The following is a 24,713-nucleotide window of genomic DNA, read 5'->3' on the forward strand; positions in this document are numbered from 1 at the left end:
AAAATAAATTTTAACTCTGAGCAATCTTTTTTTTAAGCACTGCAAACACTGAACTGAAAATGAGATTTTTAAACCCTAAAAAAACTTTCTCTTTTAATCAAAATTTCTTCAATTTTGCCCTAAATACCTAGACTTTTGATTAGAATCACTGTTCATTTCTCTTTGGATGTCACTCTCTTTTTTCAGCAAGACAGGATTGAAAGCTAAAATAAAATTTTCTGCAGTTCTGTCCTTTCGACAAAGGAGAAATCACACAAGAAATTCCGCATAGAAAATAGCCAATCTTTGTCGAATATCGGATGTGATTTCTCCTTCGTCGAAAGGACAAACTGAAGGCGTATTGCGCAAACGTGTGTATGTATGCTAAACAAACTAAATTTTCACATTCTATTTTTTGCTGCTGTACAGCTTTTGGACCTGATCCAACTTTTGCATCTGATTCAAATTATTTCTCGCAAAGACGCAGAGTCGCTAAGTTAAAAAATTAGAACAAAAACTTCGCGACTCTGCGTCTTCGCGAGATTTTGACATTCACCCTTAAGTTTAGAGCAAAAAAAAACCATCACAAAAGTGATGGTTAATTTTACGTTGAGCCGGCGGAGGGACTCGAACCCACGACCTGCTGATTACAAATCAGCTGCTCTAGCCAACTGAGCTACGCTGGCGACTCATTACGGGTGCAAAGATAAGGTGGATTTTCGTTTTTCCAAAATAAATTTGCACTTTTTTATACTTTTTTTTGCTTACAATTCGTTGATTTTAGCAATCAATTGATTAGCAGTTTGTTCCAATTCAACATTGATTTGTTTGAAGTGTGCTTTTTTGTTTTCAACATCTTTTGCGTTCACTTTAGTGATCAAAGTATCGAAAGCAGCAATAGCTTCGTCGATCAAAGCATTCGTTTCCGGAGTTGGATTTCCTGTCGTAGACATTTCGAATAAGTAAATTGCTTCAATGATATCACCTAATACGAAATTGATGTCTTTCTTTAAATTTTTAACGTTTGCCATTTTATTTTAATTTTAATTTGCGTCTGCAAAAGTACATATAATCTTTTTATTACGAGCTATGAAATGTAAATTTCTAAAATTGAAGCTTTTCCGGTCAACATAAATGCATTTATCGCAGCGGGAACCAAAACAGTATCTCCTTTTATATAAGACTGTTTAAAACCATCATATTCCATTTCGAAACTTCCTTCCACACACATATATACCGTAAAAGTCTCGCCTGATTTAGAAACAGCCACTTTATCTTCTAACGGAATAAAATTGGTCGTAAAATAAGGGCAATCTACTACTACATTAGAAGTATTTGTTTTAGTCTCGTATTTCTTTTGTGTATCTACCTTATTGTAGTTAATAGCATCAAGTGCCAAATCTACGTGAAGTTCTCTAGTATTTCCTTGCGCATCTTTACGGTCAAAGTCGTACAAACGGTACGTGATATCTGAAGTCTGCTGGATTTCTGCCACTACTAAACCGGCACCAATCGCATGAACAGTCCCCGTTTCTAAAAAGAAAACATCCCCCGTTTTTGCTTTTACATCATCTAAAATCGAAACTAAGGTTTTATCGTTTAGATGTTTCAAATACTCTTCTTTTCCTGAATCTTCTTTAAAACCAACAATAATTCTGGCATCTGTATCCGCCTGTAATACATACCACATTTCGGTTTTGCCAAAAGAATTATGACGCTCTTTTGCCAAAGCATCATTTGGATGTACTTGTATTGAAAGGTCCTCACGAGCATCTAAATACTTAAAAAGCAACGGAAATTGTTTTCCAAAACGCTCATAAACTTTTGTTCCTAAAATTTCGTTTGGAGTTTCATCAATAAGTTCCATCAATGATTTTCCTTTCAAAGCTCCATTGGCAACCACACTCACATCTCCTTCTACAGTCGATAATTCCCAACTCTCGCCGGTAATTTTGGAAACAATTGATTTATTAAGGATTGTTTTTAATTTTTCTCCTCCCCAGATTCTTTCTTTTAAAATAGGGGAAAATTGCAGAGGGTACATTTTTGAATTCATGTTTTTTTAAGAGGCGATTATTTTTGTTAACGAATTATAGTTTCTTTATAGTACTAATTCTTTAATGGTTGCTAAGGCTTTAGGAATATGCTTGGAAGCATTCATGCTATCAAAAATCAGAATGACAACTCCATTCCGATCGATAACATACGTCACTCTTCCCGGTAAAAGACCAAATAAATTATCCCGAACACCAAAAAGATGTCTCAATTTTTTATCCTGATCTGACAACAGTATAAACGGTAACTGATGTTTATTCGCGAATTTATGATGTGATTTGACACTATCACTGCTTATTCCGATAACCTCAGCTCCAAGATCTTTAAAATCTTCATATTGATCTCTAAAACTACAAGCTTCGGTGGTACAACCCGGTGTATTGTCTTTTGGGTAAAAATAAACCACAAGTGGCTTTCGACCCAAAACACTTTGGCTTTCAAAAACTTCACCATGATTGTCCTTTGCAGTAAAATTCGGAACTATATCTCCTATTTTTAATGACATTTTATTTTTCTCCTTTATAGGTTACAAAATTACGCTCTGTTTCATTCAAAACGATTTCCAGGTCAAAATCGGGTTGAATTCTTTTTCTGATTTTATTCCATATCACAACGGCAATATTTTCAGCAGTTGGATTCAAATCCTGAAATTCGGGAACATCCAGATTCAGGTTTTTGTGATCAAACGGAATTTCTACTTCTTCGAGTATGATATCCGCTAATACTTTCACATCTATTACAAAACCGGTTTCGGGGTCAATTTTTCCTGTTACGCTTACTGTTAAACCATAATTATGACCATGGAAATTAGGATTATTACATTTTCCAAAAACAGCGTTGTTTTTTTCCAATGTCCAATCTTTCCTGTGCAATCGATGTGCAGCATTAAAATGCGCTTTTCTTGATATGGTTACTCTCATTTAGGTTTTTGGTTTGGTATCATTAAATCTTATGGTCTTCTAAATAGTGATAAAATTCATCGAAAATTATCTTAAACCAGACGGTATAAATTTCCGGATGTTTTTCAATATCCTCTTTTACGTCTTCTATTTTCATCCATTTCCAATCTTCAACTTCATCCTTATTAATGGCCGGATCCTCATTGTAGTAGCCAATCATAACATGGTCTAATTCATGTTCCGTCAAACCATTGTCAAAAGGAGCTTTGTATATAAAATGAAATAATTCTTTTAATTCTGCTTTAAAGCCCATCTCTTCAAATAATCTTCGGCTTCCTGCTGCAACATTTGTCTCCCCTTCACGCTGATGACTGCAACATGTATTGGTCCATAACAAAGGTGAGTGATATTTTTGATGCGCACGTTGCTGTAACATTATTTCATTCTTATTATTTAAAATAAAAACAGAGAAAGCACGATGCAAAAGAGCCTTTTCATGTGCTTCTAATTTTGGCATTAAGCCAATTTGCTCATCATTTTGATTGACTAATATTACGTTTTCTTCTATCATAGGGCGTTTTGTACAAACAAAAATACGAAAAAAGAAATGGCTTGAAAATCTCAGAAAAGATTGTGAAAAGTTTAACGAGCTAAAAATTTCACAACACACTAATTTACAAAACATTGTATTTGATAATTTTATAAAAAACCTTTAAAAATAAGCCTTAAAACTAAAAACAGCTCCTTTACGTAAATACTAAAACGTTAAATCATACTTAAAAAAAACGCAATTGTAAAGTGTACGACATTTCAAAACCTACTCTGGTCGTAACTTTGAACTACAAAAATAAAGTCTCATGAAAACTACAAAAACAAAAACCCAATTTTTCAGCCTTTGCTTTTTAATTCCGCTGTTTATTTTTCAGGCGTGCGGACAAAACACCAAAAAAACAACTTCAAAAACGGTCAGCATGGAAAATAAAATCAGCAAACCAGGGAATCCCTATTATTCGAACACAGACACTGCCAAACTGAATGTCAGTAATGCCGAATGGAAAAAAGTACTTCCCGAAGATGTATATGCTGTAATGCGCGAAGCCGATACCGAACGCCCTTTTACCGGAAAATACTGGAAGAGCGATGAAAAAGGAACGTATTATTGCGCCTCCTGCGGAAATAAACTTTTCAGATCTACTGCTAAATTTTCAAGCAGTTGCGGATGGCCAAGCTTTTTTGAACAGGACAACAAAAAAAGTGTGGTTTACAAAACAGATAATTCTCTGGGAATGGAAAGAACTGAAGCACTTTGCGGCAGATGCGGAGGCCACTTAGGCCACTTGTTTGATGACGGCCCGGAACCAACCGGAAAACGATATTGTATGAATTCGATCGCACTTGATTTTATCCCAGACTCTAAATAAAAAACGATGAAAAATATATTTTTAACATGCGTCCTCGCATTATCACTAAACAGCTTTGCTCAGAATACGGCAACAAAAAAGGCTTCAAATCTTGAAACCATTACGCTTGGTGGCGGTTGCTACTGGTGTGTTGAGGCAGTTTACGAAAATTTAAATGGTGTAAAATCTGTTGTTTCAGGCTTCTCCGGAGGTAAAGTTTCTAATCCGAGTTATGAAGAAGTATGCTCGGGAACTACCGGCCATGCCGAAGTCGTTCAGATTACTTACGACAAAACCGTAACGGACATCAACGAAATTTTTAAAGTATTCTTTACCGTGCATGATCCAACAACACTAAACAGACAAGGAGCAGATGTAGGTACTCAATATCGTTCTGTGATTTTTTACAACAACCCACAACAGAAAGCCGCAGCAGAAAGCATTATTGCACAGCTAAACAAAGCAAAAGTATACAGCAGTCCGATAGTTACAAAAATTGAACCTTTTACTAAGTTCTATAAAGCCGAAGATTATCATCAGAATTATTATGCAAACAACAAAAATCAACCGTATTGCAAAATGGTAATTCAACCCAAAATAGAGAAATTTGAAAAAGTTTTCAAAGACCAACTCAAAAAGAAATAATTGTTAATTCAGAAAGTAACCGCTCCTTTTTAGGGGCGGTTATTTTTTTTGCTGCGAATTGCACGATTTTTTTTATCAAAAAGAGAATCCATTTTTATTTGTGATAATTCGTACAATTCGTGGCAACTCCTTTTTTTCAAAATCAAATCTTTTTTTTTGTAATTTGCGTTGCTTAAAACTAATATCATCAACCAAAATCACTACAAATGAAGCATTTAATTCTGTTTTTTTTATCCCTCCTGACAACCGTTCAGGTTTTTTCTCAGAAAAATTTACCAACTGATTACCTCTCCAAAGAGTTTCATAAGGGGCGTCGCGAAGCTTTTAGAGCATTGATGCCTGATAATTCTGTAGCTGTAATTTTCTCTTATCCGGAGAGAGTATTTTCCAGAGATATTAATTATATTTTTCATCAAAATCCCGATATGTATTACCTAAGCGGATACAAAGAACCTGATGCTGTTTTATTGATTTTTAAAGAAGCTCAAGGTACCGCCGAAACATACAATGAAGTTATTTTTGTCAGAGAAAAAGACGCTACAAAAGAAATGTGGACAGGAAGACGCCTAGGGGCTGACGGTACAAAATCTCAACTGGGAATTGCGAAAACTTTTAATGGAAAAGATTTCAAAAATTTTGATATCGATTTTAAAAAATTCAAAACACTAATCTACGACAAAATCCCTACCGACATTGGTAATAACAAAAGTGGCAATGATCTTTTTGGCTTATTTGAAACTTTCAAAACCAAAGCCGGAATCACAAAAGAAGATGTTGTTTCTTTAGATCTTTTTAGAACTATTACAAGTACACTTCGTGAAATAAAAACACCGGAAGAGCTGGTATTAATGCGTAAATCTGTTCAACTTTCCTGCGTTGCACATAACGAGGTAATGAAAGCTGTAGGACCGGATATGAGCGAAAACGAAGCAGAAGGTATTCATACTTACATTCACCGCAGATATGGTGCAGAAGCGGAAGGTTACTCCCCAATTGTAGGTGCCGGAGCAAATGGATGCATCTTGCATTACTCAGAAAACAACAGTACTAAAATGGAAAACCAACTGCTTTTAATGGATGTTGGATCCGAATATCATGGTTATTCTGCTGATGTTACCAGAACCATTCCGGCTAATGGAAAATTTTCAGAAGAACAAAAAGCAATTTATCAATTGGTTTATGATGCTCAAGAGGCTGTTTTTGCCATTTGCAAAGAAGGAACTCCACTTGTAGACCTGAACAATACTGCTAAAGAAGTTCTTGCAAAGGGATTATTAAAATTAGGAATCATCAACGACCTAAAAGACGTCAATCTTTACTACCCGCATGGATGCTCTCACTTTCTTGGTCTGGACGTTCATGACAAAGGAAATTTTAAAGGCCCGGAAACTCTTTTAAAAGAAAATATGATTCTTACTGTTGAGCCAGGGATTTATATTAGTCCAAACAGCAAATGTGACAAAAAATGGTGGAATATTGGTGTTCGTATTGAAGATGATATTTTAATCAAAAAAAATACTTACGAAAACTTATCTATTGATTCTCCAAGAAAATGGGATGAGATTGAAGCTTTAGCCAAACAAAAAAGCACTTTTAATGACATGGTGTTTCCTAAAATATAGTATATAACTCATTTTTTTTTGCCACAGATTTAAAGATTAGAATGATTTCTTTTTTGCCACGAATTGCACTAATTTTAGCGAATTGTTCCTATTTTCTTGGGATTAAGTCTTCCTACTCCTTTAATCTTTGGCAATAATTTTAAGGCTTAATTCTTGGAAATTCGTGCAATTCGTGGCAAAATAGCAAAAAACAAGGTTAACTTAAAAAATCTTTACAATCCTTTTAATCAATGATTGCAAAAAAATATAATTCAAACCTCGGCTAAATTTAGTCGAGGTTTTTTTGTACAGTTTTATGAAAAGCTTTTCAATCTTCAATTGGATTTTTCCTTTCTTTGTATTCCTAAAAAACAATTATAAATGAAAGCACTTACCTTTTCATCTTTCGGAGATTCAACTGTTTTAGAGTACATTGAGATTCCAAACCCACAATTAAAAAGTGATGAAATTTTAGTCGAAATGAAAGCTATCGGACTAAACTTCGCCGATGTTTACAGACGAAAAGGAAATTATCATTTAAAAGGAAATCCTCCTTTTATTGCAGGCTACGAAGGTGCAGGAATTGTTGTTGATGCTAATAATAATTCGGAATATAAAGTCGGAGATCGTGTTGCCTTCGCAGACGTTCCTTTTGCCAATGCAGAATTGGTAGCGGTAAACACCAATCATATACTTCCTTTACCGGAAGCCATTTCTTTTGAAACTGCCGCCTCTATACTATTACAAGGTTTAACCGCGCAATATTTAGCAACAGACAGTCATAAAACGGCAAAAGGCGAAACGGTTTTAATTCATGCCGTTGCCGGTGGCGTTGGTCAGTTTTTAACACAAATCAGCAAGCTTTTAGGCGCGAATGTTATAGGCTTGACTTCTTCTGCAGAAAAAGCAAAAGTAGCTATTGAGCAAGGTGCAGATCATGTCTTTTTATATAATCAAGATTGGAAATCGGATCTTTTCAAAGTTATTCCGAACGGGGTAGATGTTGTTTACGACAGTATCGGCAGCACTTTGACCGAAAGTTTTGAAGTCACTAAAGAATGTGGACAAGTCGTTTTCTTCGGAATGGCGGGTGGCGATCCTGAACCTGTAAATCCGAGAATGTTGATGGACACTTCGAAAACATTAACCGGCGGAGATCTATGGAGCTATTTAAACTCTAAAGAAGAAAGAATCAAAAGAGCCAATCAATTATTTAGTTGGATTATTGAAGGCAAAATTACGCTTTCAACACCAACTTCGTTCAAACTATCAGAAGGAAAACTGGCTCATGATTATTTAGAAAGCCGAAAAAGTACCGGGAAAATAATATTGATTCCTTGATTTTTTTTGCCACGAATTACACCAATTTTCGCTAATTTTTATCTAAAGATTTAAATTATAATTCGTAAAAATTCGTGTAATTCGTGGCTAACTTATTTCTACAACCACCCGTTAAGTGTAATTAATTTTAACACATAGAGACATAGTTAATAAAGCTTAAAAAAGACGTTTCACTTTAAATAACTCACATAAGGCTAGGCGAAAAAATTAGCGTAATTCGTGGCAAACCTATTTTATTTTAAAGTCTCGGCAATCATCAAAGCGCATTTTTCGCCGTCAATTGCTGCTGATATGATTCCACCCGCATAACCCGCTCCTTCTCCGCATGGATACAAACCTTTTATTTGTAAATGTTCGTAGGTAATAGGATCTCTGGGAATACGAACCGGAGACGAAGTTCTGCTTTCCGGTGCGTGTAAAATAGCCTCATTGGTTAAATATCCTCGCATTGATTTTCCGAATTCTTTAAAACCTTCACGTAATATCTGTGATAAGAATCCAGGAAAAACCTGTCCCATTTCTACCGAAGTTGTTCCCGGAACATAGGATGTTTTTGGAATGTCCGCTGACACTTTATTTTGTGTAAAATCGATCATTCGCTGCGCAGGTACTTTTTGAGTTTCTCCTGCCAAGTGCCACGCTTTTTGCTCGATACTTTTCTGAAATTCCATTCCGGCTAAAGCGCCGAATTTTGCAAAGGGTTTGAAATCTTCCAATTTCAATTCGATTACAATTCCTGAATTTGCAGTCACCTGATCCCTTTTAGAAGGCGACCAACCGTTTGTAACCACTTCTCCCGGACTTGTTGCACAAGGCGCGATAACACCTCCCGGACACATACAGAACGAATACATTCCACGTCCGTTAACCTGTTTCACTATTGAATACGGTGCCGGAGGTAAATGCTCGCCACGATAATCACAGCTGTATTGAATACTGTCTATTAGTTCTTGTGAATGTTCTGCACGAACTCCCAAAGCAAAAGGTTTTGCTTCTATAAAGATTTTCTTTTTGTCCAATAATTCAAAAATATCCCTTGCGGAATGGCCTGTCGCTAAGATTAATTTATTGGCAAGAATCGTATCTCCGTTTTGAGTTACAATTCCTTCTACTTCATTATTTTTAACTAAAATATCCGTTACTCGGGTATCAAATAAAACCTGACCACCAAATTCGATGATTTTTTTTCGAATGTCCTCGATGATTTTCGGTAATTTATTGGTCCCGATATGTGGATGTGCTTCCACCAATATATCATCAGAGGCTCCAAAAGCGACTAGCAATTCTAATATTCTGGTTACATCACCGCGTTTCTTAGAACGCGTATACAATTTCCCGTCAGAATAGGTTCCTGCTCCTCCTTCACCAAAACAATAATTAGAATCTTCGTTAACCAAATGATCCACATTTATAGCTTTTAAGTCACGACGGCGTCCACGAACGTCTTTTCCACGTTCGATTAGAATAGGTTTTAAACCTAATTCAATTAACTGCAATGCAGCAAAAAGTCCTGCCGGTCCTGCCCCGACTACAATTACTTCCTGAGCTTTAGAAACATCTTTATATATAGGCAATTCTATTTTGGTTTCCTGAAAAGGCTCACCCGCCATATAAATCAGCACTTTTAAATTGATTTTAATCGCTTTCTGACGTGCGTCTATGGATCGTTTCAAAATAGAAACATGTTGAATTTCTTTAGGCGAAACCTTTATTTGTTTAGACAAATAGTCACGTAACAACAATTCATTTGCTGCAATTTCGGGCGTTACCTGAAGTAAAAGTTCTCTTGGCATTGTATTTTATTTATTCTATTAGCTTTTCTTTTTATGAAAAGAACATGCAAAAGTACTATTTTTGAACCGAAACTAGTTATTTAATCTAAAATCCATTTTCGAAAGAGACTTTGTACCTTTGCCTCTTTGAAACTTCGCACCTAAAAAATCATGTCCAGAAAAATAAAACTGATTTGGGATTTTCGTGGCCCGGCTTCTGCAAAAACAGCCGAACATCACGAAATTCATTTAAAAGAATATATCGCCATAGAAAAACTTCCGTTAAATATCACGGGTTATAAAATCATAAATGACATGCAGGCAATTGCTTTTATGGTAGTTACTGATGAGCATATGATTGCTGTTAGAGATGCTTTGAAACCGCATCGGGGGGAAGTCTACGTGGAGTAAAATTCCAATATTTTAAAATTCCAAATTCCAATGTTGGGGCGGTCTTAAAACTGGGAAATCTATGTAGAATAAAATTCCAAATTTTTGAAATTCCAAATTCCAATTGTGGGGCGGTTTTTTTAATTAGAGCATCCTAATTTCTTTTGGAAAGTTAATGGGATTTGGATTTACTAGCGTAAAATTCCAATACTTTGAAATTCTAAAATCCAATGTTGGGGATTTTTTACAATCAAATACTTGGCTTGCTACAAATAAATTTAGATTACATTTCTGCTATTAATTTATTCTACACAGCTATAAAGAAACAGCTTATATTTATTTAAAAATATTTAAATTCACTTGTCTCAATTTTTACTTTAGTAATGACAGGCATTAAAGTAATACTGGTATTGAGACAATTGACTAAACTGTAGCAACTGTAAATCTTGAAAGTTTAAAATAGAGAGATCTAAATAACCTTCAAATTTAACTGGTTATTCAGCTTAAAAAATCACAAAAAATGAGCACCGTATTATATCTTTTTTCAATATTTTTATTTGCAAGAGTCGTTTCTCTGTTTATATCAATCCTTAATGAGAGAAGAATTAAAAAGCTTGGTGCAAAACAATATGGAAAATTTAACTCTTTTCTTCTTTCTCTATGCCATACTGCTTTTTATCTATCCTGTTTCTATGAGGCTTATACCAGTCAAGCACAATTTGATCGCAATAGTCAGATCGGTTTGGGGTTATTACTCTTTTCCTATCTAATACTTTTTTATATCATTTATGAATTAAGAGCGGTTTGGACCGTGAAAATATACATTCTCCCTAATCATAAAATGGTGCGATCCTTTTTATTCAGAACGGTAAGACATCCTAATTATTTTTTGAACATAATTCCAGAACTTATTGGTGCCGTTTTACTCTGTAGCGCTTGGAATACCATGAAGTATGTATTACCTGTATATCTGACAATCTTATTTATTAGAATTACTCAAGAAGAAAAAGCGATGAAGACTATTGTTTTATAAAATCTATTTAGAATAAAATTCCAATATTTTAAATTCCAAATTCCAATGTTGGAGCGATTTTTTTAACGAAAAAACCCAAATTCCAACTGAAAAGTGAATGGAATTTGGATTTTTTTGTTTTTTGTTTTCGATTTACTTTAAGTCAAGTCTATAATCGCTAAAAACATACGTATTATCATCTTTTCCTGTAAGCTTTATACTTTTAAATTCAACAGATTCTTCACCTTTAACTTCATAACTATAAACATCTATGTCTTTTGTACTTGACGATAATTCATAAAACTTACCGTTTTCAGTCCACCACTTTCCTTTTTCGGTAAAAGTCTGAATTTCACAATCTTGCTTTGCAGTAAACATTATAACGTAAGTTCCGTCGGCAAACCTTTGCTGTATCCAATGTTTTTCGACCCCTTCTATTTGTCCATCTTTTTCAAAACCTTTCCAAATACCAACTAACTTTGAATCGTTCTCTTTTTTATCGGTTGAAAAACTAAAAATTAAAATTGACAATAATGCAAAAAAAGATATTTTTAATAACGGTATTACTTTTTTCATAAATATTAATTTGTTGGAATTTCTATTGTTTTTATATAGTCATTTAAAAAAATAAACATAAAGGAATCTATTTCTTTATCTGCATTAAACTCGGACTCTTTTTGTTTTAAGGATTTATTCTCTCTTCCAATACCGGGGTTTTCAATTGGAAAACTACCATTAAAAGAACTGGATTGACTTCTCATCTCCTTAAACTCTTTAACTTTAATCTTGTATTCATTGGATTTTTTATAATATTTAAAATAATCTTTTTTAAACTTACGAAATTCTTCTCCAGTAAATTTCTTCGATTTAACATTGATTCCTTTATTTACTTCTATAAGATTATAGTTTTCATAAAGCGAACTATATCCCATATGAACATATTCAATCATACTTCCAGATGGACATATTAACAACCCGGAATAAAAATGGCATTGAAAATTAGTTTTATCTCCAAAAAGATCTTTATATATAGACATTAAAGATCCCTCCGTTTTCCCATCCTTATTTGTCTTATATTCTTCTTTATAAATATTCTCTACCACCAATTTTCCATCTAAAAACTTAAAATAGGCAACATAACCTCGCCAATTGGCACTGGAAAAGCCAGTTATTAAGTTATCGGGAATAGGATGATCTTTAAAATATTCCTCTAATGGATTGGATTGTATAGCGAGAGTATCTTTTTCTACAATTAAATAATCCGGAACCTGACCGGTTGCAAATAATTTACCTGATACTAAAAACACAAAAATGAAAAGCACTTTTAAACAACTCATAGAAATACTTTAATTAGCGACTTCGCTAATAAATTTTATTCGCATTAAACGCAATTCATCAATATCGTAATCACCGTCGAATTCCTTAAGAGCATCTTCGATTTTATCGGATTCAGATTCCATGAAATAATCGTGAATTTCTTCTTGCTGATCGTCATCCAGCATATCATCTACCCAATATTTGATGTTCAATTTTGTTCCGGCATATACAATTTGCTCCATTTCTTTAATCAGAGCATCCATGGTCAAGCCTTTTGCGGAAGCGATATCGTTTAATGATAGTTTTCGGTCAATATTCTGAATGATGTACAACTTATTAGCAGAATTGACTCCGGTAGATTTCACTACTAAGTCATCGGGACGAATGATATCGTTATCTTCTACATAACGATTGATCAAGGTAATAAAGTCACTACCGTATTTTTTTGCTTTCCCTTCACCAACTCCATGAATGTTGTACAACTCCGTTAAGCTAATTGGGTATTTTAAAGCCATATCTTCCAGCGAAGGATCCTGAAAAACAACAAAAGGAGGGACTCCCAGTTTTTTGGCTACTTTTTTTCGTAGTTCACGCAACATCCCCATCAAAACTTCATCGGCAGTACCGGATGATTTAGAAGCGGTTACTATTGCTTCGTCTTCAGATTCATTATACTCATGATCTTCCGACATCATAAACGAAACTGGTTTTTTAATATAATCCAATCCGCTTTTGGTAATTTTTATAATTCCGTAGGTTTCAATATCCTTAGACAAATATCCCATTACGAGAACCTGTCTTAGCAGGGCCATCCAATATTTCTCGTCATGATCGGCTCCCGATCCGAAGAAGGCTTGCGCATCTGTTTTATGTGCTTTAATTACGGCATTGACACGTCCAATTAAAGTAAAAACAATTTCTTTTGATTTATAAATATGTTTGGTATCCCGGACAATTTCCAACAATTTAACAACCTGTTCTTTTGCTTCGATACGGGTTTTAGGATTACGAACATTGTCGTCCATGTCTGCCCCTTCTCCATTTTCACCGTCAAATTCTTCACCGAAATAATGCAAGAGAAATTTTCTGCGTGACATTGAAGTTTCGGCATAAGCCACTACTTCCTGCAATAAAGCAAAACCGATTTCTTGTTCTGCAACCGGTTTTCCAGACATAAACTTCTCGAGTTTTTCTACATCTTTATAGGAGTAGTATGCCAAACAATGTCCTTCTCCGCCATCACGCCCAGCACGTCCGGTTTCCTGATAATAACTTTCTAATGATTTTGGAATGTCATGGTGAATAACAAAACGAACGTCCGGCTTGTCAATTCCCATTCCGAAAGCGATTGTTGCTACGACCACATCTACATCTTCCATCAAAAACATATCCTGATGTTTGGCTCTTGTTTTCGCATCTAAACCTGCGTGATACGGAACAGCACTAATGCCATTTACTTGTAAAACTTCGGCTACTGACTCTACTTTTTTGCGGCTCAGACAATAAATAATTCCTGACTTCCCTTTATGTTGTTTGATAAACCGAATAATATCCGATTCTATGTTTTTTGTTTTTGTACGAACTTCGTAGTATAAATTAGGCCTGTTGAATGATGCTTTAAAAGTATTGGCATCAGACATTTCGAGATTCTTCAGGATATCTTCCTGAACTTTTGGCGTTGCGGTAGCCGTAAGACCTATAATAGGCACTTTACCCAATTGTTTGATAATATTTTTCAGATTTCGGTATTCCGGTCTGAAATCATGACCCCATTCTGAAATACAATGCGCTTCATCAATGGCAACAAATGAAATGGGCACACTTTGCAAAAACGCCACATATTCTTCTTTTGTCAAAGATTCCGGTGCGACATACAGTAGCTTGGTCAATCCAGAAGTAATGTCTTTTTTGACCTGTGTGATTTCTGTTTTAGTGAGCGAGGAGTTTAATACGTGCGCAATTCCGTTTTCCGAAGAAAGACTTCGAATCGCGTCGACCTGATTTTTCATCAGAGCAATTAAAGGAGAAACAACGATAGCCGTTCCCTCCTGAATTAAAGCGGGTAATTGATAACAAAGAGACTTTCCACCACCAGTAGGCATAATCACAAAAGTATTCTTTTTACCGAGGATACTTGTAATGACTTGCTCCTGCAAGCCTTTAAATTGGCTAAACCCGAAATACTTCTTTAATTCTTTGTGTATTTCAATTTCGTTTGAATTCATTCTTTATATTAATGGTATTTTGTATAAATTTGCAACACATAAAGATACAACTTTCTTTTACACATACAAATTTTAAATATTCTGTTTTGATCACAAAAGAAAATATATTAGCAATAGCAAAAAAAACCATACTATCTGAAAGTGAAGCAATTACAAAGCTAATTGATTTTCTCGACGAAAATTTCTACGAAGCAACCCAACGCATATACGAAACTAAAGGCCGACTAATCGTTACGGGCATCGGAAAAAGCGCGATCATTGCTCAAAAAATGGTGGCCACTTTTAACTCCACAGGGACGCCATCAATGTTCTTACACGCCTCAGAAGCGATTCACGGGGACTTAGGAATGATTCAAAAGGAAGACATTATTATTTGCATTTCGAAAAGTGGGAATAGTCCTGAAATAAAAGTTTTAGTTCCGTTATTAAAACGTTTCGGAAACATTTTAATCGGAATTACGGGAAACATAACCTCTTTTTTAGCAAAAGGTTCTGATTATGTTTTGAATACTACGGTCGACATGGAAGCTTGCCCTATCAATTTGGCACCAACAAACAGCACCACGGCACAACTTGTCATGGGAGATGCTCTTGCAGTTTGCCTAATGGAAATGCGCGACTTCAAACCCGAAGATTTTGCAGTATACCATCCAGGTGGCGCTCTAGGAAAAAAACTATTACTTCGCGTAAAAGATATGATTGAGCATTCACTAAAACCAATGGTCACACCTGATACCTCAGTTAAAAAGGTTATATTTGAAATATCTGAAAAGAGATTAGGAGTAACGGCAGTAATAGAAAACGATAAAATAATCGGAATTATTACGGACGGAGATATCAGAAGAATGCTGAACGACCGCGATACATTTGCCGAATTAACCGCTAAAGATATTATGACTAAAAACCCAAAATTAGTATCCTCCGATACGATGGCAGTAGATGCTTTAAATATTTTAGAAGATTTTTCGATAACGCAATTGATTGTTTCGGATAATGGAACTTATAAAGGTGTTTTACATTTACATGATATTTTAAAAGAAGGAATCGTATAATGGCAAAGAAAAATCTTAACGAAATGTCGTTTTTAGATCATCTTGAAGAATTAAGATGGTTATTAGTAAGAAGTACTATAGCAGTAGTTGTAATGGGGATTGTGACTTACTTTGTGAGTGACTATTTATTCGACAGTGTTCTTTTAGGACCTACCCGACCAACCTTTTTTACCTACCAATATTTTTGTCAATTATCACATCAATTGGGTTTTGCTGAAAGCATCTGTATTACGGAATTGAATTTCATTATTCAGAACACCGAAATGGAAGGACAGGTAAACATCTTTGTATGGATGTGTCTTCTGGCTGGTTTTGTACTAAGTTTCCCTTACATCTTATGGGAACTTTGGAAATTTATCAGTCCGGCATTGTACGAGAAAGAAAGAAAAAATGCTAAAGTTTTTATTTTCACCTCTTCCTTACTTTTCTTTTTAGGGGTATTGTTCGGCTATTATGTGGTTATCCCAATGTCAGTCAATTTTGTGGCTACATTCTCGGTGAGTGATGTCGTAAAAAATCAATTTACTTTAGATTCTTATATGGGAATGGTTAAAACAAGTATACTTGCGAGTGGCTTGTTTTTTGAATTACCGATCTTAATTTATTTCCTAACAAAATTAGGTTTAGTTACCCCTGATTTTTTAAGGAAATATTGGAAATATGCTGTAATCATCATTTTGATTGTTGCCGCAATTGTAACTCCGCCGGATGTGGTTAGCCAGACAATTGTCGCCATACCAATGTTACTTATTTATGAAGTAAGTATCCTTATATCCCGAATTGTTTATCGAAATAAAATGAAAGAAAATGTCTGATATTATTCAAGAATTTAACGACTACCGTTCTAAAATGAACGAGAAACTGCTTGCAGATAACAACAAAATTGTAAAAAGAATTTTCAACCTTGATACAAACGCATACGCTCCGGGAGCTCTTGATGTAAAAACGAAAGAGTTATTAGGATTAGTTGCGTCAGCGGTTTTACGTTGTGATGATTGTGTAAAATATCACTTAGAAACCAGCTATAAAGAAGGAATTACAAAAGAAGAAATGATGGAAGCAATGGGAATCGCCACGTTAGTTGGAGGAACAATTGTAATCCCTCATTTAAGAAGAGCTTATGAATTCTGGGAAGCACTTGAAGAGAGCGGCAAATAGAAAACGATAATTAGAAAATGTGCTAATTAGATCATGAGATAATTTTATAAATGGTCTAATTATGTACTTTTAGCATATACTTTCGATAATTTCAAAAATGCAATAATTTGTTAATTGATTTATCTGATTGATTATTTTGTTTTTATTTTGTCCTTTCAAATCAAATTTTTAAAATAGATTGAGCTAGTTTTTAGAATTACCTCGCGATCTAATTTTCACATTATCTAATTAAAAAAAATGAAGCTAAGAGCCGATAATTTAATCAAAACTTACAAAGGCCGAAGTGTTGTTAAAGGAATTTCCGTTGAAGTTAATCAAGGGGAAATTGTTGGGCTTTTGGGACCAAATGGTGCCGGAAAAACAACCTCTTTTTACATGATTGTAGGATTGGTAAAACCAAATCAGGGCAATATTTATCTGGATGACCTGAACATTACCGATTATCCGATGTACAAGCGTGCACAGCAGGGAATTGGTTATTTGGCGCAAGAAGCCTCTGTTTTTAGAAAATTAAGTATTGAGGATAACATTCTAAGTGTTTTACAATTGACTAAACTTTCTAAAGAAGAGCAAATTGCAAAAATGGAAAGTTTAATTGAAGAATTTAGTCTGGAACACATTCGTACCAACCGAGGGGACTTACTTTCGGGAGGGGAACGTCGTCGTACAGAAATCGCGCGCGCACTAGCAACAGATCCTAAGTTTATTCTGCTGGATGAACCCTTTGCAGGTGTTGACCCGGTTGCCGTTGAGGATATCCAAAGAATCGTAGCGCAATTAAAAAACAAAAATATCGGAATTCTAATCACCGACCACAACGTACAAGAGACCTTGGCCATCACCGATAAAACGTACTTAATGTTTGAAGGAGGAATCCTAAAAGCTGGAATACCCGAAGAACTGGTAGAAGATGAAATGGTTCGTCGTGTTTATCTGGGACAGAACTTTGAGTTACGTAAGAAGAAGCTGGAGTTTTAATTTAGTATTCGGTCGCAGTTTTCAGTCGCAGTCACTGAAAACTGAGACTAAAAACTGAGACTAAAAACTAATCCACTGTAATAAACTGCAATTGTTGTAAGTCTCCATTATAGATATTAACGTCAACCGTGGTTTTTATACCCGGTACAGTTGCTTTCTCTGTAAATTGCCAGAAGAGCCAGTCTTCCTCTATTCTTTCACGGTAGAAATTATAATTGGCAATCCAAAACAAATACTCGCTGAATTCTTCTTTCAAAAAATCAGCATAATACCTTTCGCCACTATAAATAATCGGACGAACTTTATAGTGCTCTTCTACTTTGAGCAACCAACGTCTCAAGCCTTTTTTCAGACTGTCCAGAGATTGGTTTTTAGGAAGTTTTTCGATGTCTAAAACCGGAGGCAAGTCGCCTTTTTCCAATTTTACGGTTTTAATAAAGAGATTTGCCTGTTCTATTGAGTTTTCATTGGGACGATAGTAATGATACGCCCCTCGGATCATTTTATTCTCTTTGGCTCCGATCCAATTTCGTTTGAACTGGAAATCTTTTCTGTCTCGGCCCACAGTTGCTCTGATAAACACAAAATCTATCGGGTATTTTTGCTCTAAAGTATCTACGTAAGACCAACTTATTTTTCCTTGGTATTCAGATACATCCACACCAACTGATTTTCCTTCCCGTTTGGCCAGAACCTGAAAGTTCCGAACATCCGAAAGTCGTTTGTCCTCGATTTCTTTTTCTGAAACCTTATGTGATTTAAACCCCAAATAGTAGGCCAATCCTCTGCGATAATGATAGGCCGCCGTCAGAAAAAGTCCAATAAAAGCAAAAATAGTCAGGTAACGAAACAACCTACCGATCGAAGAACCTGAATTTGATTTTCGATTGTTATTTGTCCTTTTGGCCGGTTTTCTTTTCATTCAATAAAAACTAACTACTTTTTCAAAAAAGTATTGTTTACCACTGATAGTAGTACATAAAAAAGTATAATTACCGGAATCGCACTATACTGAAGTAAAAATAACAGCACAAGACAAATTGACAAAAACACGATTTGAAGCGCATTCTCTTTTAAGCTCATTTTCTTTACTTTTAAAGAAAACAATGGTATTTCGGCATTCATAATATAAGCACTACATAAAGCGATCACTAACAAAACCCATTGATTAGTCAGAATTTCCAGTACTATCAAAGAATCTGAAAATTTCAATACCAAAGGCAAACTCAAAATAAACAAGGCATTAGCGGGTGTTGGCAAACCAATAAAAGAATCTGTCTGACGTGTATCAATATTAAAATTAGCCAATCTGTAACAAGAACCTAATGTCACTATAAATCCTAAAAACGGAATAAAGGCATTTGTCCCTAAATCGTGTGCACTATTGGTAAATAAAGCAAACATAACATAACCCGGCACAACTCCACTGGTCACCATATCGGCCAAAGAGTCTAATTGCAACCCAAGCGGACTGGAAACTTTAAATAATCTGGCAAAAAAGCCATCGAAAAAATCAAAAAATATTCCTAAACAAACCATGTAAAAAGCCATTAGATAGTTGGCTTCTGAAACATAAACAACTGCTATGCAACCGCAGAAAAGATTGATTAATGTAATTAAATTAGGAATGTGTTTTTTAATATTCATCTGTACTAAATTTTGATAATAGTGAGCAACAAATTTAGTACAATAACTGCATCCAAAACACGTTTTTTAAGGAGTTTTTTGTCTAAAATTTTGAGTTTTGTAATATTTATCAAAATCAACAAATTAGATGATTAAAATATTATATTTTTGATAAAATTTAAAACAGACCCCGGTTTACAAAAAAAATATCCGTTGAAGAAACTTTTCGCGCTTTTACTATTTTGGAGCTCTACTATGCATTATTCACAAACGATTCGAAAATACTCGAATGAGTTTATGAATATCGGCGTTGACGCTGCTGCACTTGGGATGTCAAGCGCTGTTGTATCCTCTACAAATGATGTAAACTCCGTTTACTGGAATCCTGCCGGTTTGACTCATCTTGAAGATCACCAAATATCCTTAATGCACGCCAATTATTTTGCCAACATTGCGCAATACGATTATATTGGTTATGCGAGTCCGATTGATGACAGAAGTGCCTGGGGAATCTCGATGATTCGTTTTGGCGTTGATGATATTATGGACACGACCGAACTAATCGACAATCAGGGAAACATTGATTACAACCGAATACGCTTATTCTCAACAGCAGATTATGGTTTTACGTTTTCATACGCCCGAAAATTGCCTATAGAAGGATTTCAATATGGGGTAAATGCAAAAGTGATTCGTCGTATTATTGGAAAATTTGCGAACTCTTGGGGATTTGGTTTCGATTTTGGACTTCAGTTTGAAAGAAACGACTGGAAATTTGGTTTAATGCTCCGGGACATCACTACTACTTATAATGTCTGGAATATTGATGAGGAAGAATATAAAAAAATCTCAGACGCTATTCCGGGAGAGAATAATACCTTGCCCGAGAGTACCGAAATCACGTTGCCAAAAGCACAATTGGGCGTGTCCAGAAAAATAGATTTTCATTATGACTACAGCCTTTTAATTGCCACCAACCTTAATATGCGTTTTGAGCAAACACATGATATTATTTCCTCCAAAATTGTAAGTATCGATCCGGCAGTAGGTTTTGAGTTCGGCTATACAGACTTGGTTTTCTTAAGAGCCGGAGCCGGAAATTTTCAGAATGTAACACAACTGGACAACACCGAAAAACTAAGTTTTCAACCGAATATAGGATTAGGATTTAAATATAAAGGTATTCAGGTAGATTATGCTTTGACTGATTTGGGTAATCAAAGTACTGCTTTGTACTCTAATATTTTTTCGATAAAAGTAGATTTAGGTATCTTTAGATAATAATTACAAACCTTTAAACTTCTTAAAATTTTAAATCATGAAGAAAGTCATTTTTAAAATAACGTTTTTTACTTTATTATTATTAAGTTCTACTATTGGTTTTAGCCAAAATGTACCCTTGTCAAAAGATGCTAAAGTAAGCGTTATTACTTGCGGTCTTGGCAACGAAACGTATTCTTATTTTGGACACACCGCCATTCGCGTTTCCGATCCTTTGACCAATATTGATGTTGTTTATAATTATGGTGCTTTTGATTTCAGCACTCCTAATTTTGTTGCAAAATTCACAAAAGGAGATTTGCAGTATTTTGTTATTGCCCACTCGTATGCTGAATTTATTGACAACTATAACTATGAAAAACGAAGTGTTTACGAGCAGGAATTACTTATTTCGCAGGATTTAAAACAAAGACTTTTTGACAAACTAAATACAACACTGCTTTCTGAAGATCGTTTTTATACCTATAAATTTATTGATAAAAACTGTACTTCGATGGTTGTAGATGTAATCAATAACACTTTAGGAAAAAACACGATTACCAAAAAAGGCGACACTGATATCACATACAGATCTATACTGTATCCTTATTTTGACGGACATTTTTATGAAAAGTTAGGAACGAGCATTATTTTCGGAACCAAAGTGGACCAATTGGGAACCCGTATCTTTTTACCGTTTGAATTGAAAAACAGTTTAGAAAAAACTACTTTTCAAAATCGTCCCTTGGCCAGTGCAAGTAAAACACTTTTGAGTTTTGAAAAAGAAACACCAACATCTTGGTGGAACAACATTTACACTTACCTTATTGTACTCGCCTTTGTAATTTTAGTACACAACAGAATAGTAGACAAAATCTATCTTTTAATTTTGTCGTTAATGGGAATCTTTTTTGTTTCTGTTGGATTTTATTCTTTTCATCTGGAGCTATCGATGAATTATAATGTGCTTTTATTCAGTCCGCTGTTGTTGATTCTACTATTTCTTTCTATAATCAAAAACAAAAAATGGACTTATCGATTTACAGTTTTACATCTGCTTTTTCTAATCGTTTATACCATCTTCCTGATCAATAAAGCACATTTCTTTATTGTTTTGCCAATGATAATAACGAGTGGCTTTGTTTTAGTACGAGTAGCAATCCGAAACAAAAAACGGATTCCTATTATCATCTAAATTACTGTCCGCGATAAAACACAATTGTAGTAATGGTTTTAAATGTAATACTCAAATCCAGAAAAACACTTCTGTGTTTGATGTAATACAAGTCATATTGTAATTTTATCAGACTTTCTTCTATCGATTCACCGTAAGAATAATTGACTTGTGCCCAACCGGTAAGACCGGGTTTTATAACGTGTCTTGTTTCATAAAAAGGCATTCTCTGGGCAATTTCATCTACAAAAAACGGACGTTCGGGTCTTGGTCCAATAACGGCCATATCTCCTATAATAACATTAAAAAACTGTGGTAATTCGTCTATTCTGGATTTGCGCATAAATTTTCCAAACGGAGTAACACGTCTATCCCCTGAAGTTGCAAAAGCCACTCCATCAGATTCTGAGTTTTCTACCATTGTTCTAAATTTATATATTTTAAAAACAACGCCATTTTTACCTACTCTTTCCTGCGTATAGAACAAACTCCCTTTATTCCCAATCAAATTTCCGATAAAAATGAAAGGAATAAAAACACAACAGATTATCAGACCCACGAACGAAAAAAAGAATTCGAAAAAACGAACCTGAAACAAATACAACTTATTATTATTACTTCGGCTAAAAGGGAAAAACCGATAAAAGTCTCTTGAAATATAATGCACCGGAATACGCTGCGTTTTGCTTTCGTAAACTTGTGTATACTCCCGAATTATGTTTCCGCCTTCTAATAAATGGAGTAGCTTCTGGTACAACTCAGTCGTTATTCCATCCGTATTCTGGGAGGCTATGACAATCTCTGAGATATTGTGTTTAGAAACAAAATCTTCCAGATCTTCTCTTTTGATTTTTTTCACGTAATGAAAACCCAAATCCTCCTGAACTACCGAATCTGAGTTTACAAAACCCACAATTTTATAATGAGGATCAACATTTTCAAGCCCTAAAACCAATTCTTCGACCTGATTCTGATTGCATATTAAAACTACGTTCTGTACAAATCTGTGCGAAGCCAAAAAATAAACATACAGGTATCTCCAGGCTAATAATGAAAAGAGAATAGCAAAATAAAATACCACAATTGCGATTCTGTGTTTGGGTAATTCCGGCGATAAAATGGGAGTCAGTAAATACACAATTACGGTTGTACTGGTAGTAAATATAGTACTCTTAAGAATCTGAAGCTGATTGCTTGCGACCTGTAAATTATACATTTCGAAGATAGAGCCGAACATGTAGATGTAAAAGATCAATACAATTTCCCAGTAATAATTTGCGCTTGAAAACTCAAAATACTTAAAATCAAAAGTAACACTCAACAAAAAAAGTGCGCTTAAGACAGAAATAGCATCTAAAATATGAAGTAGTACTTTCCGTTCCGATATTTCGAAATGAATTTTATTATTTAAAAACATTTATTCTATAGTTTAATTTGGGGTAATTAACTCGCAACAAATGTATTATAAAAAAAAGGATTTAATCCAGTGAATGTTCAGGTTTTTCAGGAATGTTAATTTGAACAGAAAGCAGCGCTAAAGCATATATAAAGGCCGGAGCTGCCAATCGCATAGCCGCGTGATTAATTGTTAATAGCCAAAAAGCCCAAAATGAAAGGACAAATACATTTTGGCGGTTATTTACAAAAAACAATAACGGAGTAAACAATAAAATCAGCAAATCTATTATGCCTAAAGTCCCGTGTTCAGCCATCATCCTGGTTATTTCGTTATGAGAAGCCGCTTCAATACCTGTTTCTTCTTCTCTGATTTCTTTATTCTTTCCTACCCCTACTCCCAGAATAGGATTATCAAGAAACATTTGAAATTCGGAAGCGATAAGAACTTCTCTACCCGATAATTTACTCTTTTTCTCTCTTCCTGCTGCATCCTGATTAGCATATCTTTTATTAATCAATCCACTGGTTTGCATTGACGAGTATCCCCAGACCCCTACTCCTGCCAGAAATGTAAGGATGATCACTAAACCAACTTTCGCCTTAGACTTTACATTTCCTTGTTTGTACAAGACAATTAGAAGCAAAACAATCATTACAATACCGGTCATTACCCCTCCTCTTGAAAAAGTAACAATTCCCCTAAAAGCAAAAACGAGGACAAGAAAACCGTTAACCGCTATGAGCAACTTACTTTTAGAGTTCAATAATAGTTGTACGAAAAACACAAAAATTCCTAAGCCTAAAATAGTTGATACCTGATTGGGGCCAAATCCACCTGAAGTTGCAAAATTAGAATCTGTTCCTCTTACAACATCCTTCACACTTGGAGAATACATAAAAAGATAAGCAGCAATAGAAACCAGAGGCAGAGCCAAGGCCGTTATCACCACCTTTAATCTGTCGAAAGTTATTCTTCTCTGAAAACAGTAAATAGACGAAATCCCTAAACAAACTGGTCCTGAAATATTAAAAACAATTGCTTTCCTGATGTCTGTATCCATATTTAAGGAAAAAACAGATAAAATCACACTTGGAATAAGCAAAATAAAAAAGATCCAGTAGATAAATGCCCGGTTCGAAAAACCGGAATAGATGATCCCTATAAACATAAAGAGTATAACAGCATATTTACCAAATTCATTTAAAATAGCACCGTTTGTCATCCTTAAAAACACCTCAACTGTAATAACATATGCCGACATTATCAGAACTTCATTATTTTTGTTTTTATTTTTCACTATGTAAATAAGTCCAAAAGCGCAGATCGACAAAGCGTATATCTTTGAGGTAAACGGCAAAATAAAAACCAACACAGCAATTGCTGCATGGATAACGAGAAGGTATATGTATATTAGTTTCGGGTTTTTCATT

General features: G+C 34.8%; 25 protein-coding genes and 1 tRNA gene. 12 read left to right on the forward strand and 14 right to left on the reverse strand.

Annotated elements, in window-relative coordinates:
* Window positions 1-591: 591 nt before the first annotated feature.
* The 6 genes from LNP23_RS01335 to idi all read right to left on the reverse strand — a co-directional run bounded on the left by LNP23_RS01335 (window position 592) and on the right by idi (window position 3,504).
* A tRNA-Thr gene (locus LNP23_RS01335) sits at window positions 592-665 on the reverse strand.
* A 78-nt stretch (window positions 666-743) separates the two neighbouring features.
* Window positions 744-1,010 carry a hypothetical protein gene (locus LNP23_RS01340; RefSeq protein WP_047774164.1) on the reverse strand — a complete coding sequence of 89 codons (267 nt, stop codon included), beginning with the start codon at window positions 1,008-1,010 and terminating at the stop codon, window positions 744-746.
* A gap of 56 nt (window positions 1,011-1,066) precedes the next feature.
* Window positions 1,067-2,035 (reverse strand): type I phosphomannose isomerase catalytic subunit, encoded by a 969-nt coding sequence (locus tag LNP23_RS01345; RefSeq protein ID WP_230003229.1) that lies wholly within the window; start codon window positions 2,033-2,035, stop codon window positions 1,067-1,069.
* Between the two features lie 45 nt (window positions 2,036-2,080).
* Window positions 2,081-2,539 carry a peroxiredoxin gene (locus LNP23_RS01350; protein WP_047774167.1) on the reverse strand — a complete coding sequence of 153 codons (459 nt, stop codon included), beginning with the start codon at window positions 2,537-2,539 and terminating at the stop codon, window positions 2,081-2,083.
* Between the two features lies 1 nt (window position 2,540).
* Window positions 2,541-2,954 (reverse strand): 6-carboxytetrahydropterin synthase, encoded by a 414-nt coding sequence (locus LNP23_RS01355; protein ID WP_047774169.1) that lies wholly within the window; start codon window positions 2,952-2,954, stop codon window positions 2,541-2,543.
* Window positions 2,955-2,976: 22 nt separating this feature from the next.
* A complete protein-coding gene (gene idi / locus LNP23_RS01360) occupies window positions 2,977-3,504 on the reverse strand; it encodes an isopentenyl-diphosphate Delta-isomerase (RefSeq protein WP_230003231.1) in 528 nt (175 codons plus the stop codon).
* A 286-nt stretch (window positions 3,505-3,790) separates the two neighbouring features.
* On the opposite strand from idi, the gene msrB reads away from it, so the two are divergent.
* From msrB to LNP23_RS01380, 4 genes are all read left to right on the forward strand, one after another.
* Window positions 3,791-4,354, forward strand: coding sequence for a peptide-methionine (R)-S-oxide reductase MsrB (msrB, locus tag LNP23_RS01365; RefSeq protein ID WP_047774173.1), 564 nt, complete (start codon window positions 3,791-3,793; stop codon window positions 4,352-4,354).
* Between the two features lie 6 nt (window positions 4,355-4,360).
* Entirely contained in the window at window positions 4,361-4,978 is a 618-nt protein-coding gene (gene msrA / locus LNP23_RS01370; RefSeq protein WP_230003233.1) for a peptide-methionine (S)-S-oxide reductase MsrA, read from the forward strand.
* 206 nt (window positions 4,979-5,184) lie between these two features.
* Window positions 5,185-6,600, forward strand: a complete 1,416-nt coding sequence (locus tag LNP23_RS01375; RefSeq protein WP_230003235.1) for an aminopeptidase P N-terminal domain-containing protein — start codon at window positions 5,185-5,187, stop codon at window positions 6,598-6,600.
* A 360-nt stretch (window positions 6,601-6,960) separates the two neighbouring features.
* Window positions 6,961-7,920, forward strand: coding sequence for a quinone oxidoreductase family protein (locus LNP23_RS01380; RefSeq protein WP_230003237.1), 960 nt, complete (start codon window positions 6,961-6,963; stop codon window positions 7,918-7,920).
* A gap of 233 nt (window positions 7,921-8,153) precedes the next feature.
* Here the strand turns inward: LNP23_RS01380 and LNP23_RS01385 are convergent, their stop codons facing one another.
* Window positions 8,154-9,713, reverse strand: a complete 1,560-nt coding sequence (locus LNP23_RS01385) for an NAD(P)/FAD-dependent oxidoreductase (protein WP_230003239.1) — start codon at window positions 9,711-9,713, stop codon at window positions 8,154-8,156.
* Between the two features lie 150 nt (window positions 9,714-9,863).
* On the opposite strand from LNP23_RS01385, the gene LNP23_RS01390 reads away from it, so the two are divergent.
* Both LNP23_RS01390 and LNP23_RS01395 read left to right on the forward strand, forming a co-directional pair.
* Entirely contained in the window at window positions 9,864-10,103 is a 240-nt protein-coding gene (locus LNP23_RS01390) for a hypothetical protein (protein ID WP_047774181.1), read from the forward strand.
* 499 nt (window positions 10,104-10,602) lie between these two features.
* Window positions 10,603-11,115, forward strand: coding sequence for an isoprenylcysteine carboxyl methyltransferase family protein (locus tag LNP23_RS01395; protein ID WP_230003241.1), 513 nt, complete (start codon window positions 10,603-10,605; stop codon window positions 11,113-11,115).
* A gap of 132 nt (window positions 11,116-11,247) precedes the next feature.
* Here LNP23_RS01395 and LNP23_RS01400 read toward each other — a convergent pair whose 3' ends face one another.
* The 3 genes from LNP23_RS01400 to recQ are packed head-to-tail and all read right to left on the reverse strand — an operon-like array spanning window position 11,248 to window position 14,636.
* A complete protein-coding gene (locus tag LNP23_RS01400) occupies window positions 11,248-11,670 on the reverse strand; it encodes a hypothetical protein (protein ID WP_230003242.1) in 423 nt (140 codons plus the stop codon).
* Window positions 11,671-11,675: 5 nt separating this feature from the next.
* Entirely contained in the window at window positions 11,676-12,431 is a 756-nt protein-coding gene (locus LNP23_RS01405) for a hypothetical protein (RefSeq protein WP_230003244.1), read from the reverse strand.
* A gap of 9 nt (window positions 12,432-12,440) precedes the next feature.
* On the reverse strand, window positions 12,441-14,636 hold the full coding sequence (recQ, locus tag LNP23_RS01410) for a DNA helicase RecQ (RefSeq protein WP_047774185.1): 2,196 nt from the start codon (window positions 14,634-14,636) through the stop codon (window positions 12,441-12,443).
* Window positions 14,637-14,722: 86 nt separating this feature from the next.
* On the opposite strand from recQ, the gene LNP23_RS01415 reads away from it, so the two are divergent.
* From LNP23_RS01415 to lptB, 4 genes are all read left to right on the forward strand, one after another.
* A complete protein-coding gene (locus LNP23_RS01415; protein ID WP_047774466.1) occupies window positions 14,723-15,688 on the forward strand; it encodes a KpsF/GutQ family sugar-phosphate isomerase in 966 nt (321 codons plus the stop codon).
* Window positions 15,688-16,503 (forward strand): twin-arginine translocase subunit TatC, encoded by an 816-nt coding sequence (gene tatC, locus LNP23_RS01420; protein ID WP_047774187.1) that lies wholly within the window; start codon window positions 15,688-15,690, stop codon window positions 16,501-16,503. Before LNP23_RS01415 ends, tatC begins: the two co-directional genes overlap by 1 nt.
* Window positions 16,496-16,846, forward strand: a complete 351-nt coding sequence (locus tag LNP23_RS01425; protein ID WP_047774189.1) for a carboxymuconolactone decarboxylase family protein — start codon at window positions 16,496-16,498, stop codon at window positions 16,844-16,846. Before tatC ends, LNP23_RS01425 begins: the two co-directional genes overlap by 8 nt.
* Window positions 16,847-17,083: 237 nt before the next feature.
* The gene (lptB, locus tag LNP23_RS01430; RefSeq protein ID WP_026982881.1) at window positions 17,084-17,824 is read left to right on the forward strand and encodes an LPS export ABC transporter ATP-binding protein; all 741 of its coding nucleotides are present in this window, start codon (window positions 17,084-17,086) and stop codon (window positions 17,822-17,824) included.
* 67 nt (window positions 17,825-17,891) lie between these two features.
* On the opposite strand, the gene LNP23_RS01435 is transcribed toward lptB, so the two are convergent.
* Together LNP23_RS01435 and LNP23_RS01440 are read right to left on the reverse strand one after the other, a co-directional pair.
* Entirely contained in the window at window positions 17,892-18,746 is an 855-nt protein-coding gene (locus LNP23_RS01435) for a glycoside hydrolase family 25 protein (protein WP_230003247.1), read from the reverse strand.
* 14 nt (window positions 18,747-18,760) lie between these two features.
* A complete protein-coding gene (locus tag LNP23_RS01440) occupies window positions 18,761-19,471 on the reverse strand; it encodes a CDP-alcohol phosphatidyltransferase family protein (RefSeq protein ID WP_230003249.1) in 711 nt (236 codons plus the stop codon).
* A gap of 192 nt (window positions 19,472-19,663) precedes the next feature.
* Between LNP23_RS01440 and LNP23_RS01445 the strand changes: the two genes are divergently transcribed.
* Window positions 19,664-20,731 (forward strand): putative type IX sorting system protein PorV2, encoded by a 1,068-nt coding sequence (locus LNP23_RS01445; protein WP_487320891.1) that lies wholly within the window; start codon window positions 19,664-19,666, stop codon window positions 20,729-20,731.
* A 37-nt stretch (window positions 20,732-20,768) separates the two neighbouring features.
* Window positions 20,769-21,905 carry a lipoprotein N-acyltransferase Lnb domain-containing protein gene (locus LNP23_RS01450; RefSeq protein ID WP_230003250.1) on the forward strand — a complete coding sequence of 379 codons (1,137 nt, stop codon included), beginning with the start codon at window positions 20,769-20,771 and terminating at the stop codon, window positions 21,903-21,905.
* Window position 21,906: 1 nt separating this feature from the next.
* Here the strand turns inward: LNP23_RS01450 and LNP23_RS01455 are convergent, their stop codons facing one another.
* Entirely contained in the window at window positions 21,907-23,301 is a 1,395-nt protein-coding gene (locus LNP23_RS01455) for an exopolysaccharide biosynthesis polyprenyl glycosylphosphotransferase (protein ID WP_047774197.1), read from the reverse strand.
* Between the two features lie 61 nt (window positions 23,302-23,362).
* Window positions 23,363-24,712: an O-antigen ligase family protein gene (locus LNP23_RS01460; RefSeq protein ID WP_230003252.1), complete on the reverse strand. Its 1,350-nt coding sequence runs from the start codon at window positions 24,710-24,712 to the stop codon at window positions 23,363-23,365.
* Window position 24,713 lies beyond the last annotated feature (1 nt).

Origin of the sequence: Flavobacterium cupriresistens (assembly GCF_020911925.1) — a bacterium.
Taxonomy (GTDB): Bacteria; Bacteroidota; Bacteroidia; order Flavobacteriales; family Flavobacteriaceae; genus Flavobacterium; species Flavobacterium cupriresistens.